We start from the raw sequence: 14,123 nt of genomic DNA, 5'->3' as shown, positions 1-14,123 counted from the left end.
GAACATGGCAATCTGTATCGAATAGAACGATCTTAACGATTTTTCAAAGTTTGCCGGCTCTCCACGCCGATCTTCTAGTTGCCTGAAACTCCGACCGGGGGTTTGCGCGCAGGGTCTTCACCCAGCCAGCAAACGCGGAGCGTCAGGCCAAGGCCGTGCTCGCCGGGTAGCGGAATGCTTCCGCCGCTCCAGAACGTGCGACGCGGGAGAGATCGAAGTTGCCTTCGCAGGACCGGTAAACCTATGAAGCGGCGTCTCCATCAACGCATTGTCGTTTCCATCATGCTGCTCGCGGCTTTGGCCCAAGGCTGTTCGCCTTCGCGGCCATTCTATTTCCGCGACGACGGCGACATGTCGCACTATCTGGGCGTGGCCACCAAAGTCGAGTATCCCGACACCAAGACGGATACTCTTTTGGAAGTTACCCGCAGCCAGGCGCCATTGACCGTCAGCAACAGCGAAACTCGCGAGGTCTGGGATCTGACTTTGCAAGATGCCATTCAATCCACGCTGGGCAACAGCAAGGTCATGCGTTCGCTCGGCGCCCAGGCGTTCATCTCGCCCTCGCTGGCGGGTGGCAGCCGGTTCGGCGACCCGACCCGTTTGACCACGGCGCCGGCGACCGTGCAGACCACCTTCGGCCCGTCGATCGTCGAGAGCAATCCGCAAACGGGCGTGGAGGCGGCGCTGTCGCAGTTCGACGCCCAGTTTTCGAGCAACACCTTCTGGCAGAAGAACGACCGCCCCCAGAACTCGGTCGTGGCCATCAACGGCGTCGTCTTCCAGCCGGCCATTTACCAGCAAGACTACGCGCAACAGACCAACCAATTGTCGAAGAAGACCGCGACCGGCGGCACCGCTTACTTGCGCAACCATACGTACTACGACATGAATAACTCGGGCACCCTGCAGTTCCACAATGTCTGGCAGCCGGACATTGAAATGGAATTCGACCATCCCTTGCTGCAAGGGGCCGGCGCCCAGTTCAACCGCATTGCCGGTCCGAACTCCACTCCCGGCAACTACACCGGCGTGGAAATTGCCCGCATCAATCACGACCAATCGGTGGCCGACGTCGAAATTGGCGTCCGCAACCTGGTCCAGGAAGTCGAACTGACCTACTGGCGCCTGTATTACAACTATCGCGATCTCGACGCCAAGGTTGCCGGCCGCGACAGCGCGTTGGCCACCTGGCGGAAGATCTACGCCCTGTACCGCGCCGGCTCGCGCGGCGGCGAAGCGGAAAAAGAGGCCCAGGCTCGCGCCCAATACTTCCTGTTCCGCAGCCAAGTCGAAGGGTCGCTCAGCGATCTGTACACCAGCGAAAACCAACTGCGGTACATGATGGGTCTGGCCCCGACCGATGGCCGGCTGATTCGTCCGGCCGACGAGCCCACCACGGCTCGCGTGGTGTTCGATTGGCAAGAGATCAACTCCGAAGCCATGATGCGCGCACCAGAACTGCGCAAGCAGCGCTGGTTCATCAAGCAGCACGAACTGCAATTGATTGCCGCCAAGAACTACCTCTTGCCCCAATTGACTACCCAGGCCTTATACCGCTGGCGCGGCCTGGGCAACAACCTGCTCAACAGCAACCAGTTCACCGACAACCGCCTGGGCCAGAATGTTCCATTCGGCAGCGCCTGGGGGAGTCTGCTCGGCGGCAACTACCAGGAATGGCAATTGGGCGTGAACTTCCAAATGCCGCTCGGCTTCCGCCAAGGTCTGGCCGCGGTGCGGAATGAACAACTGCAATTGGCGCGCGAGCGAGCTATCCTGCAAGATCAGGAACTCGAAGTCTCGCACCAATTGACCAACGCCATTCGCAACCTCGACCGGTTCTATGCCTTGTGCCAGACCAACTTCAACCGCCGCGTCGCCGCCGAACGACAGGTGACCGCCGTGCGGGCCGCGTACGACGCTGGCACCGTGACGCTGGACCTGTTGCTCGACGCCCAGCGCCAGTTGGCCGACGCCGAAAGCACCTATTACGACGTGCTGGCCCTGTACAACCAGACCATCTCGCAGGTTCACACTCGCAAGGGTTCGCTGTTGGAATACAACGGCGTCTACCTGTCGGAAGGCCCCTGGGCCGACAAGGCTTACGTCGATGCTCGCAAGCGGGCTCAAAATCGCGACTCGGGCATGTTCATCAACTATGGCTTCACCCGGCCCAACGTGGTCAGCCGTGGAGCGATCAACCAGTTGCCTGGCGTGAACCTCGGTTCGCCGCCGTCGGCCCAGCCAACTCCGGCCACCGAGCAACCCGCCGCCGAACAGGTGGCGCCGCCGCCGGCTTCGCCAGCCCCAGGCCAGTCGACCAGCATCAACCGCTTGGGCCGCGGCGAAGGCGTTGCAGCCGCTGGCGTGGCTGGCCAAAATGTGCCAGCGATCGCCTCGGTGTGGCAACCAGTCGCCCAGGTGGCTCGAAAAGCCGTGGCCGCGCCCCGTCGCCAAGGGATCTTCGACAAGCCGTTCACCGAGCCCGGATCACGACATGCCCAAGACGCGCATCGTACGACTGGTCGAGCTAATCAGCTTGTTGCAAGCCGGCCCGGGTCACACCGCCAGTTCCTTGGCGCGTGAATGCGGCGTCAGCCGCCGGACAATCTTTCGCGACCTGGAAATCTTGCGCCAGGCGGGCGTGCCGCTCGAGTTCAACGACGATCGCCAGCGCTACCACGTGCCCGGCGCGGTCTTGCTTCCGCCCACCAATTTCACGCCCCAAGAAGCGCTGGCCCTGTTGACCATTTGTCAGGAATTGGGCAATTCGCGAGGCATCCCCCTGTACGGCGCGGCGCGCTCGGCCGCGGCCAAGATCGAAAGCTCGCTGCCATCGCCCCTGCGCGACGAGCTGCGGGAAGCGTCCCGTGCCGTGCGAATCAGGCTCGGGCCGGTCAATCCGCTGGCCGAGCGGCACGATCATTATGACAAATTGTTGCAAGCCACCCAGCGGCGCAAAGCGGCGCGGATCACCTACGACAGCCTAGCCGAAGGGGAACGCATCGGCACCAAGCTGTTCCCATATCAACTGTTCTTCAATCGCCGCAGTTGGTACGTCGTGGGCCGGTCGAGCCTGCACCGCGCGATCCGCACCTTCAATATCGGCCGCATCTGCGCGCTGGAACTCCTGGACGAATCGTTTCGAGTGCCGCGCGGCTTCAACGTCGATCAAATGCTCGGCAACGCCTGGAATCTGATCCCCGAGCCCGGCCCCGACGAGCATGTGACCGTCCGCTTCGACAAGCTCGTGGCCCACAACGTGGCCGAGGTGCTCTGGCACAAGACGCAACGCCTGGAATGGCGAGCCGACGGGACACTTGACTTCCACGCCCAGGTCTCGGGGCTGCACGAAATCTCGTGGTGGATCCTGGGCTATGCCGATCACGCCCGAGTGATTCGTCCGCGGCGGTTGCGCGAGATCGTCCTCGAACGAGGACGCAAGTTGCTCGACAAATACGCCACCTCCAACGGCGATGGCGAAGCGGCCGACGCCTGACGCGCGGCGCGACGATCAGGTACAATGCTCGCAGGTCGCGAGCGTCGCGAGATTCGTTCCTTGGTTCCTGACTCTGGCCGCGCATGTTTCTTTCGCTCGATGGCGTTGACGGAGCCGGCAAGAGTACCCAGCTCAAGCTGCTGGCCGGCTGGCTGGCCGCGCGCGGCGAGTTGGTCACTTGCCGCGACCCGGGCAGCACGGAACTAGGCGAAGCGGTGCGAGAAATCCTGCTGGGGACGCACGACACCCCGATCGGCCGACGCGGCGAAATGCTCCTCTACATGGCGGCCCGAGCGCAAATGGTCGAACAGGTCATTCGCCCGGCTTTGGCCCGCGGAGCGACGGTTCTTTCCGACCGGTTTCTACTGGCCAACGTGGTCTATCAGGGACACGCGGGCGGGCTGCCACCGGCTGAAATCTGGAACGTCGGGCTGACGGCCACCGGCGGCTTGCTGCCCGACTTGAACATCGTGCTCGACTTGCCGATCGAAGTGGCCCGGTCCAGAATCAATCGCTCGCTCGATCGCATGGAACAACGTGGCGAAGCCTTCTTCGCCGCCGTACGCCAAGGCTTCCTGGCCGAGGCGGCCGAACATCGCGACTCGATCCGAGTGATTGACGCCTCGAGCAGCGTCGACGAAGTGCAGGGCGCGATTCGCCGCGAGATCGAAGCGCTGCCGGCCTGGAATCGCTAATCGAATTACAGCAGGAATCCAACCGCCATGTGGCTCGACATTGAAGGACACGACGAGGTTGCCGAGCAGTTCCGCCGCATTCTCGCGCGCGGGCGGTTGGCCAGCACGTTCCTGTTCGTCGGTCCCGCGGGCGTCGGCAAACGAACCTTCGCGCTGCGCTTGGCTCAAACCCTAGTCTGCCAAGAGCGCCGGCCCGAGTTGCTCGATCCCTGCGGCAAGTGTCCCAGCTGCGTGCAAATCGTGGCCGGGACGTATCCCGACCTGCTGCAAGTCGGCATGCCGAAGGAAAAGAACTTCATCCCCGTTGAGCTGATCGTCGGTCGCCAGGAACACCGGATGCAGGAAGGGCTCTGTCACGATATTTGGCAGAAGCCCCTGCCCGGTAGTCGCCGCATGGCGATCATCGACGACGCGGACTTTTTTAACGAGGAAGGGGCCAACGCGCTGCTGAAAACGCTCGAAGAACCTCCGCCCGGCGCGATCGTGTTTCTGATCGGCACCAACATCGAGCGCCAGTTGCCGACGATTCGCTCGCGGTCCCAGATCATCCGCTTCCGACCGCTCGCGCCGGACGTCTCGGCGCGCGTATTGATGAAGACGGGCCGCGCACCCGACGCGGCCACCGCTCGCCAGTGGGCCGAGTTGGCCAATGGCAGCTTGGACGCCGTCGAGACACTGGCCAGCGAAGACTTGCAGCGGTTTCGCCAGCGCTGGCTCGAATTGCTCGCGGCCGCCCCGTTCGATCAACTGACCGCCGCCAAGATGCTGTTGGCCTACGCCGACGAAGCGGGCAAGGAAGCCTCGGCCAAGCGCGAGCGGATTCGCCCCGTGTTCGAGATAACCACCGATTTCTTCGCGGCTGTTTCGCGGCGGCTGGTCGGCGGACCAGCCAGCGGTGCGCCCCTGTTGACCAAGGCGGCGGCCGACGCGGCCTTGGCCTGGCCCGACGAAGAGCTGGCGGCGTTGTGCGTCGAGCGCACATTGACGGCGCGCGAAACTTTGGACCGTTTCATCAATCAGGCCAACGTCATCGAATGTTGGCTGGACGACCTGGCGCGCGAACAGTCCGCCGTCCTGGCAAGGTGAGCCCATGCCGCGCTTCGTCGTGCTGCGTCACGAGCTACCGGCTAGCTCCGGCCGACCATCGCATTGGGATCTGATGTTCGAAGTCGGTGGCGTGCTGCGAACCTGGGCCATTGAAACTTTGCCCGATGTCGTTGTTCCCGCCCCGGTCACGGCATTACCTGATCATCGCCTGGTATATCTCGAGTATGAAGGTCCGGTGTCAGACGACCGCGGCAGCGTCATCCGCTGGGATGCCGGCCAATACGAAGTAATCGCCGACGAGGCAAATCACTTTGCCGCTCGCCTAATTTGCCAGAAACTGCTCGGAAAGGTCGAGCTTACTCGAGCCGCGGCGGATGCAACCCACTGGACCTGGCACTATCGGCCGGGTGCCGCGCCCGACTGAGGGACTGCCGGCGCGTTGTTCGTTGCGGCGGGCTTGTTCGCCGGCAATGTCTCGCCGGCCAGCCAGAGTTCGCCCTGCTTGAATTCGCAGGCGTCGAGCTGATAGTGCGAATCCTGCTGGGCCAGCAGCGCCTTCAGGTCCACCAGCGCCACCGGATCGCCATGCTGCGTCCGCCATTGAGTCGGCAGTTGCCATTGGTTGGTGAAGCGCGTCACTTCCTCGACCACCGACGTTAGGGGCAGCGGAATGGCACCGGCTTTCAGGCCGCGTAGGCGGATGGACAACACGTTCGGCTCGGCCACATGGACATCGACGATCACCGAGATCACCGCCGGCCCCCCCGGCGCGTCGGCATAGCGACAAGCCAGTCGCGCCTCGCCAGGAACGATGCGCACCCGCGGGTCGGACACTCCGGGGGGAATATTCCGCGCGTGGTTCTTGGGCAAGTCGACCGCCAGCCAGCCGTTGATCTCGTCGGCGGTGATCACCGCGCTCCAGCGGCCCGGCTTGCGCGCCTGGCTGGCCAGCCCCGTGGCCTGGGCCAGCATGGCGTCGCTGGCTTTCTCTTGCTCGATGGGTTCGCGATCGAGCGCCTTGGCATAGAAATCGGGCTCGTGCCGCAGCGCGAACCAGCCGCTGGCCGCCGCGATCAACAGCCCGACAACCACCAAGGCCACGATGATGAACAGCTTCCGAGCCATCGCCTGACCGCCGCTCCTTTGACACTCTTTCCGAACGAATCAGCCTCGCTAGCGACAACGCAGCAGCGCGTACTTCTTCTTGCCGGTTCGCAAGACAATGACTGACTCGCTGGCCAGATGTTCGCGCGTCAATTGCAAGTCGTGTCGGTCGATCCGGCGATTGTTCACGTAGGCGCCCCCTTGCTGCACCGTGCGACGGGCCTCACCGTTGCTGCTGGCCAGGCCGGCTTTCACCAGGGCTTCCAGAATGCCCAGTCCCGGCGCCGCCAGCGCCGCCGCCGGCAACTCGTGGCTCGGCACGTCGGCGAAGATTTCGTTCAACTCGGCATCGCTCAACGAGCTGATCTCCGCGCCGAACAGAATCTCGGTTGCTCGCTTGGCCCGTGCCAATCCTTCCTCGTCGTGAACCATCCGGGTCAATTCTTCGGCCAGTCGGCGTTGGCTCTCTCGGGCCGCGGGGTTCGCGGTGCGAGCGGCGTCGAGCGTTTCGACTTCGCCCCGCGAAAGATCGGTAAAGAACCTTAAACACTTGCCGCAGTCGGCGTCGTCGACGTTGATCCAATACTGGTAGAACTGAAACGGCGAAGTCCGCTCGGCAGCCAGCCACAGCGCGCCCCCTTCGGTCTTGCCCATCTTGGTGCCGTCGCTCTTGGTCAACAGCGGCGACGTGATGCCAAACAGTTGCACCCCGTGCATCCGGCGGCCAAGGTCGATGCCCGCCGTGATATTCCCCCACTGATCGCTGCCGCCGACTTGCAACTCGCAGCCATATGTGCGGTTCAGATGCACAAAGTCGTAGGCTTGCAGCAGCATGTAGCTGAACTCGGTGAAGCTCAGGCCCGAGTCGCTCCGCTCCAATCGCGCGCGAACCGAATCCTTGGCGAGCATGACGTTCACCGGAAAGTTCTTGCCGACGTCGCGCAAGAACTCCAGGTAGCTGAACTTGCCGATCCAGTCGAAATTGTTGACCAGCAGCGCGCCCGACGCACCGTTGCCAAAATCGAGGAAGCGGCGCATTTGCTGCTCGATACTCGAAACATTGTGCCGCAATTGCTCGAGCGACAGCAGATTGCGCTCGTCGCTCTTGCCGCTGGGGTCGCCGATCATCCCCGTAGCGCCGCCCACCACGGCGATCGGTCGATGCCCGGCTTGCTGAAAACGGCGCAGAATCGTCAACGCCACCAGGTGCCCCACGTGCAAACTGTCGGCCGTCGGGTCGAAGCCCGCGTAAACCGTCCGGCTTTTCTCCAGCAGCCACTTGGCCAGGTGCGCATCGTCAGTCGTCTGGTGAATCAGTCCGCGCCAGCGCAGCTCGTCGACAATATCCATGCCACTCATCTTGTCGTGTCACCTATCGACCGGCCGCACAGCAGCCAGCCTTCCTTGAATTCAATCAATGCCAATATTGCGCCTTCGCGCGCTCAGCGCCACTTGTCATCGTCGGCAAAGGGATGAAACGGCCCCAATCCCTTGGGCTTGGGCAACGCCTTGAGCACCTGCTCGGCCAGGCGCAAGTCTTCTTGGGTCGTGATCTTCAAATTCATTGACGAACCTTGCACCATCGCCACGTGCTGACCCAGCCGTTCGACCAACTGGGCATCGTCGGTGGCCTTGAAACCAGCCCGCCGGGCATAGGCGTCGATCAGCAATTGTCGGCGGAACACCTGAGGCGTCTGGGCCTCCCACAAGTAGTCTCGCGAGACGGTTTCCGCGATCTGCTGATCGCTATTCACCCGTTTCAGCGTGCTCGACACCGGTACTCCCAGGACAGCCGCGCCATGCTTTTCAGCCGCGGCGAAGACTCGGTCAATCCACACGCCGGCCACGCATGGCCGAGCCGCGTCGTGGACCGCTACAAAGTCGATGTCGCTTTGGACCTTGGCCAGGGCATTTTGAATCGAATCGGCCCGCTCGGCGCCGCCGTTCACGACCTCAATGCCCAGGATCATCACATTGGCCTGAAACTTGGTCTGAAACTCCTCGCGGTCCTCGGGGGCGATCACCAACAAGACCTGCTTGACATCATCCCGGTTCAGGAACCGCTCGGCCGAATGGAGCCAAACCGCCTTGCCCCCCAGCGGGGCGAAGGGCTTTTTGTAGGTCTTGTCGCGGAACCGGCTGCTTTGACCGGCGGCCGGCAAAATGACGGCAAACGTGGCGGCCATCGGCTTCACCCAGGCGTAACAAGCGTCGTACGTGCGTAAACTGCTCACATTGTCAGGATTCGCCCCGGCGAGTCAATCAAGCCTGGGCCGCTGGCTTGCCGGCAAATGGGCGATTGGCAGGCGATTTCTTGATATAAAAGGGGCTCGTTGACCGTCGCAATACGGATGCGCGTTGTCTATCGGCATTCGATAGGCAAGCACCTCGACTGGGAACCGCCACGCATGCCGACCGGATCGCACCAGCCCGAGCCCCTCCACGATTCGGCCGACGCCCATCGTCGCTGGGTGCTCGACTGTGTCGATCAGTTCGAGCAGCCGCTGACCCGCTTTGCTCAGCGACTGACCGGTGACTGGGAATCGGCGCGCGACGTCGTCCAGTACGTATTCCTCCGGCTTTGCGAGCAGCAACGCCACACCATCGGTAACATCGCGGCCTGGCTCTACACGGTCTGTCACCATCGGGCGATCGACTTCCGCCGCAAAGCCCTCCGACTGGTGCAGCTCGAAACGGACACTTCGGCCGATTCGGGCCACGCCGACATGGCCGTTTGTAGCCGCGAGCCCGACCCACACCTGACGGCCGAGGTTCACGACAGCAGCCAATGGCTGGCCCGGCTGATTGACCTGTTGCCCGAGAAGCAGCGACAGGTGGTTCACCTCTGGTCCGTAGGTTTTGCCTATCGCGAGATTGCCCAAGTCATCGGGCACGATGAGCCGTACGTCCGGGTGCTCATGCACCGGGCCTTGCTACAGATGCGTGCCGACCCCGAGGTGGCCCAGTGGCTGGGGCAAAATGCAACCCTGGAAACGTGAACTTGGGTGAAACGAAACGGCCCTTGGGCCGTCATCAGGGGCAGGGGAACTCAATCGACGGAACTATTGAATCAGGTGGGCTGACGGACAGTCTCTAAGTATCGAAAAGAACTGGGTAATGAGCGACCGTGACGTCTTACAAACCGCGTTAGCACTTGGTCAGCTTGATCCCGCCGAGCGGGCCGAGGCTGAACGTCTGCTGACCGGCAACCCCGACGGGGTTGCCGTGACCGAGGCGATCTCGCGCTTGGCGGATGAACTACGACGCCAGCGGCGGACAGAGCCGCTCCCCCGGGCAAGTTCCTCGCTGCGCAATCTGATCGCAGCGCGACTGGCCGAGCCAACTCGTGCCGTCGCCCTGACATTGATGCCCGACAAGCGTTCTCGCTTTCGTCGGCCCGCGCTCGTCGCCGGGCTGACCGCTTCGCTGCTGTTGAACCTCGGTGCGCTTTGGTACTTCGCTGCGGCGGCCCGAGCGCCAGTTGCTGACAACGCAGATCAAGCATTAGTGGCAACCGTTGACGCCAACCCCGTGATTGGTTCACGGTCACGCACAACTAACGAGATGGCGGTTAGCCAGGACCGGGCTGATACGGACGCAGCGTCCGTGCTCATCGACCTGCGCGAAGCGACCGTGGCGGCGGGGGACGAGCGTAAGCCAGATCACGACACTTCGGTCGCGATGGTTCGCGACCTGGTAACACACGGCGCGCAGCTGATCGGCGAGTTGGAACTTGCCTTGCCGCGCGAACGCGCCAACTGGAATCGCTCGGCGGAATACTTACACGATCTGACACCAGTGCTGAACCAGCCGATCGCGCAACACTCGGCAGCCAGCTATCCAGCAGCAGGGGACAGCCTGCCGACGATCGCCAGTCGGCGAAACGTGATCGGTGTTGGGGCGATTTCAGCCTCGGTACAAGGCACCTCGACCGGGCCGACCGCTCGATTCGTCTCGGCACGGGGCGCTCCGCTGTTACTCAATGCGCTGCAAATTGGCGACGATTCGGTGCAACAGGCCATTCGCGAGCTGTCGACGGGCCGGTGGCCGGCTTCGTCGTCCATCGATGTTTCCCAATTCGTCAACCGCTTCGCGCAGCCAGCGGCGGACAAGAATCGAACTTTGAAAGGGACGCAGCGCAGCCGTGGTGTCAGCCTGTGGAGCGAGACGGTCGTCTGTCCCTGGCAACCGGCCCATCGATTGGTGATCGTCACGATCACGACCGATCCGGCATCAATCTCCGCGATCCCGTCGAATCGCGATTCGGTGCTGCATAACGTCGTGGCCGAAGTCGAAGTCAACGCCCCGCGCATCGCGGCGTTTCGCACGTTCTCGTCGCGCACGGCCCTGGTATCGGCCACGATGTTGCGCGATGAACGCTCGGTTTCGGTCGATCTGCCCGCCGGTGCGAGCACGACCACGGTTTACGAGCTAGTTCCGGCAACTGGCAGCTCGGTGCCGCTTAAGTACCAGGCGACGAGACAAGCTGCTCAGCAGCGTCCCGAGCTGATGACCGTGAAGGTCCACTTCACGCGCGGGGATCAAGCGACGGCGGAGAAGCGCGAGCTGGCCGTGATTGACGACGCCCGGCTGGTCCCCCAGGCGGCCCCGGTAACCCAGCGGGCGGTGACGGCCGTGGCGGCAGGCTTGCTGCTGCGGCACGAAGCGACGGTCGGCGCGCTTGGCTGGCGCGAGCTGTCGCGCTGGTGCCAGTCTCAAGAGGCCATCGCCCATCATCCCGCCGGCCGCGAATTGCTCGCGTTGGTGCAACTGGCCAGCAGCCTTCCTCGCCCACGCTAGCGTGCCCGGCTGGTCGGGGCGATTCTCCCCTGCCGCAAATGGCAAAATCCGCGTGAATTCCACGGCTTTTCACCGGCATGCTCAGTTCCCCCAGTCGCTGAAAGTGCCGTAGTCCTGGGCCTTCCGTTTTGATAACTTACGCCCCCTGTAGCCCTAGGCGAAAGCTACTCCGCGTCGACGCTTTGGAAGGCTCCTCTGATGGGTTTCTTGCCACCACTTACGTTGGTGTTCCTGCTGGCAATGACCGCTTATGCGGTAGCCACCCTGATGGCCATTGGTTGGCGTCGCGCGCGTTCGCGCTGGTTGGCCGAGCCTCACGACCTGAAGCGTTGGCCTTTAGTGACAATTCTGAAGCCGCTGCGCGGCATTGACGAACAGCTTGAAGAGAATCTGCGCTCGTTCGCCCGGCTCGACTATCCCGCGCTGCAAATCTTGTGCTGCAGCCGCGATCCCAAGGATCCTGGCCTGAATGTCGCCCGGCGCGTGGCCGCCGAGTTCCCCAACAGCCCGATCGAAATCGTGGCCGGCGCCGACGGTTACTCGGCCAACCCCAAAGTGCTGTTGCTTGAATGGATGCTGCCGCTGGCCAAGGGTCAGTTTCTGCTGATCAGCGACAGCAATGTACGCATCGAGCCGCAGGATTTGAAATTACTGGTCGCGGAAGCCCAGGAGCCGGAAGTCGGCCTGGTCTTTCAGCCGGTCGTGGGCCAAGGCGAAGAGACCGCGGCCGCGGCGATCGAGAACTTCCGCCTGTCCGAAATGGCGGCCACGGCCACCTTGCTGGCCAAGCACATGGCGGGCGTTGACGCGGTGATGGGCAAGGGAATCCTTATCCGCCGCGAAGCGCTCCATGACATTGGTGAGTTCAGCCAGTTGCGCGACGTGCTGGCCGAAGACTACCTGATGGGCGTGGCCATGAACCAGGCCGGCTGGCGCTGTAAGCTTTCGCTGGTGCCCGTGCGGGCGATTCACGTCAACTGGTCCTTTCAGGCTTCGCTCAGTCGTCACGTTCGTCACGCCTCGATGCGTTGCCGGCTACAGCCGCTGGCTTACCCATTGGAATGGCTTTCGAATCCGCTGGCGATCGCACTGGTGCCGTCGCTCTGGCTGGGCTGGCAGGGGCTGTGGTTCCTCGCCGCGGCCATGGTGCTCAAGGCAACCTGCGAATCCATCGCCATGCGATCGTTTCGCGGCAGGTGGCCGCAGTTGCGGTTCATTCCCTGCATGTGGCTGAAAGACTTCCTCATGGCCGGTATCTGGCTGGCCGGGCCCTTTAAGGGGCAGGTCAATTGGCGCGGCACACGCTACCGGCTGGCGATGGGCACCCGGCTGATACCGCTGGATGATGTTCCTACCGAGCCGACGACGATTCGATTCCCTGTACCGGCTGCCCCCGCGGCCGAGGAACACCGCCGCGCCGCTTAGCGCCTAGGCCGGACGACAACTCGCGACCACAGGCCGTTGAAACAAGACACCGAATCCGACCGAATTAGTTTGAGCATGCTTACCGCACAAAGACGAATTGATAGTCGCCACGGCACCGGTCGCCCGCCGCACCGCGTTGATTTGCATAACACCGATCTTCAGAACGCCGAGCCAGATTGGCCCACGACCGAAGCGCAAGTGGCGACGGCCGACGTCGCACGGCGCAGGCCCTGGTCGTTCCGTGCCCGTGGCTGGGCCGGCGGGTTGGCAATTCTGGCGGCTTCGCTGGCCGTGCTGGCTTCGACAGCGCCGTTTCCACGCTCGGGCCGCTGGAGCGACATCGCCTGGGACGCGGCCGCCTGGTCGATGTTCCTGGCTGGGCTGACGTTCCGCTTTTGGGCCACGTTGTATGTGGGGGGCCGCAAGTCGCACTTGGTGGTTTGCACCGGGCCGTACTCGATCTGCCGGCATCCGCTGTACGTTGGCACGTTCTTGATCTGGCTGTCGGCCGCAGTGTTCCTCCATAGTGTTACCTTCGCCGTGGGGATCATGGCGGCGATCGTGTTCTACATCGTCGGCACCATCCCTGCTGAAGAGTCGCAACTCGTCGCGTGTCTGGGGGCCGACTACGAAGCGTACATGCGGCGGACGCCGCGCTTCTGGCCGCAGTGGCGCGATTTGCACCTGGGCGAAAAGCTGCTGGTCGACGTGCCTGCTCTTTCGGCCGAAGCTCGTCGCGCGCTCCGCTGGATATTCTTGCCCCTCTTGGCCGATTGCCTGGCCCAGTTGCAATTGCAACCTTGGTGGCCGCACGGCTGGTGGCTGCCCTAGGCCGCCAAATCTTGTGCGGCAAGCGCAGCGCCGCGCCCGGCGCTTTTGCCGACTTTTCCAGCCAAAACAGCCCGCGCCCACGTTCCGGTCGTACCGATCAGACAACCGGCGTCGAGCGCGATCTGGCAAAGTTTTCCCATTGCTCCAGCCAGGCATCCCCCGCTTGAAATTTCATGGGGTGACCGCGCCGCCTGGATCGAAGATACCGTGGTGCGAGACTTCGATTGCGATACGCTTGAACGTGATTCGCTCAGTTGGGAATCGGGGTGCGGTTACAAGGAGAACTTCGATCATGGGTGGCTGGCGGAATTGGCTGTTTCTGGACGAACGCGCCGAAGAAGTCCGCTTGCGCGTGACTCACTGGGAACATCGCGAGACGAGGCCGCAGCCGGCGTTCGCCGGGGCCGAGTGGCAATTTACCGAATTGCGCGCGATGATCGACGAACTGCACGAGACCGAAGAAGAGCTTAGGTACGCGGTGCGGTAGCTTGTCAGTGGTCATTTGCCCGTTGTCAGTTGCATTCAGATACGAGCTCAATGCTGGAATTGAGCGTATTGACTTCCAACAACTGACAACGGACCACGGACAACTGGCAAAAAGCAGCCACCATTCCACGCCGCCTCACTTCTTCAGCGGCACCGCGAAATCCCCCGCCATATCACGCCAAATGCAGTGGATATGATTGGCCGGGTTGCCGGCCGCGTCGGGCTGGACGTTGACG

At 62.9% G+C, this 14,123-nt stretch carries 13 protein-coding genes; 10 read left to right on the top strand and 3 right to left on the bottom strand.

Going from position 1 to position 14,123, the window contains the following annotated elements:
- Window positions 1-243: 243 nt before the first annotated feature.
- From JSS27_17145 to JSS27_17125, 5 genes are all read left to right on the top strand, one after another.
- On the top strand, window positions 244-2,586 hold the full coding sequence (locus JSS27_17145; GenBank protein ID MBS0210671.1) for a TolC family protein: 2,343 nt from the start codon (window positions 244-246) through the stop codon (window positions 2,584-2,586).
- Window positions 2,498-3,499: a WYL domain-containing protein gene (locus JSS27_17140; GenBank protein ID MBS0210670.1), complete on the top strand. Its 1,002-nt coding sequence runs from the start codon at window positions 2,498-2,500 to the stop codon at window positions 3,497-3,499. Before JSS27_17145 ends, JSS27_17140 begins: the two co-directional genes overlap by 89 nt.
- Before the next feature lie 83 nt (window positions 3,500-3,582).
- Complete coding sequence (tmk, locus tag JSS27_17135; GenBank protein ID MBS0210669.1) at window positions 3,583-4,194, top strand: dTMP kinase; 612 nt, start codon at window positions 3,583-3,585, stop codon at window positions 4,192-4,194.
- A gap of 27 nt (window positions 4,195-4,221) precedes the next feature.
- Window positions 4,222-5,280, top strand: coding sequence for a hypothetical protein (locus tag JSS27_17130; GenBank protein ID MBS0210668.1), 1,059 nt, complete (start codon window positions 4,222-4,224; stop codon window positions 5,278-5,280).
- A 4-nt stretch (window positions 5,281-5,284) separates the two neighbouring features.
- The gene (locus JSS27_17125; protein ID MBS0210667.1) at window positions 5,285-5,665 is read left to right on the top strand and encodes a hypothetical protein; all 381 of its coding nucleotides are present in this window, start codon (window positions 5,285-5,287) and stop codon (window positions 5,663-5,665) included.
- Here JSS27_17125 and JSS27_17120 read toward each other — a convergent pair.
- From JSS27_17120 to ispD, 3 genes are all read right to left on the bottom strand, one after another.
- Window positions 5,638-6,366, bottom strand: a complete 729-nt coding sequence (locus JSS27_17120; GenBank protein ID MBS0210666.1) for a hypothetical protein — start codon at window positions 6,364-6,366, stop codon at window positions 5,638-5,640. The two genes, JSS27_17125 and JSS27_17120, sit on opposite strands and share 28 nt — an antisense overlap.
- 48 nt (window positions 6,367-6,414) lie before the next feature.
- Complete coding sequence (locus tag JSS27_17115; protein MBS0210665.1) at window positions 6,415-7,704, bottom strand: tyrosine--tRNA ligase; 1,290 nt, start codon at window positions 7,702-7,704, stop codon at window positions 6,415-6,417.
- Between the two features lie 83 nt (window positions 7,705-7,787).
- Entirely contained in the window at window positions 7,788-8,531 is a 744-nt protein-coding gene (ispD, locus tag JSS27_17110; protein MBS0210664.1) for a 2-C-methyl-D-erythritol 4-phosphate cytidylyltransferase, read from the bottom strand.
- A 222-nt stretch (window positions 8,532-8,753) separates the two neighbouring features.
- On the opposite strand from ispD, the gene JSS27_17105 reads away from it, so the two are divergent.
- The 5 genes from JSS27_17105 to JSS27_17085 all read left to right on the top strand — a co-directional run bounded on the left by JSS27_17105 (window position 8,754) and on the right by JSS27_17085 (window position 13,888).
- Window positions 8,754-9,344, top strand: coding sequence for an RNA polymerase sigma factor (locus tag JSS27_17105; GenBank protein MBS0210663.1), 591 nt, complete (start codon window positions 8,754-8,756; stop codon window positions 9,342-9,344).
- A gap of 118 nt (window positions 9,345-9,462) precedes the next feature.
- Entirely contained in the window at window positions 9,463-11,145 is a 1,683-nt protein-coding gene (locus JSS27_17100) for a DUF3520 domain-containing protein (GenBank protein MBS0210662.1), read from the top strand.
- Between the two features lie 198 nt (window positions 11,146-11,343).
- Window positions 11,344-12,570: a glycosyltransferase gene (locus JSS27_17095; protein ID MBS0210661.1), complete on the top strand. Its 1,227-nt coding sequence runs from the start codon at window positions 11,344-11,346 to the stop codon at window positions 12,568-12,570.
- A gap of 75 nt (window positions 12,571-12,645) precedes the next feature.
- Window positions 12,646-13,401 (top strand): isoprenylcysteine carboxylmethyltransferase family protein, encoded by a 756-nt coding sequence (locus JSS27_17090; protein ID MBS0210660.1) that lies wholly within the window; start codon window positions 12,646-12,648, stop codon window positions 13,399-13,401.
- Between the two features lie 292 nt (window positions 13,402-13,693).
- The gene (locus JSS27_17085) at window positions 13,694-13,888 is read left to right on the top strand and encodes a hypothetical protein (protein ID MBS0210659.1); all 195 of its coding nucleotides are present in this window, start codon (window positions 13,694-13,696) and stop codon (window positions 13,886-13,888) included.
- Window positions 13,889-14,123: the final 235 nt, after the last annotated feature.

It is taken from the genome of Planctomycetota bacterium, from assembly GCA_018242585.1.
GTDB lineage: Bacteria > Planctomycetota > Planctomycetia > Pirellulales > PNKZ01 > JAFEBQ01.
Note: the sequence above shows the minus strand (reverse complement) of the source record. Positions and strands in the feature narration are given on the sequence as shown.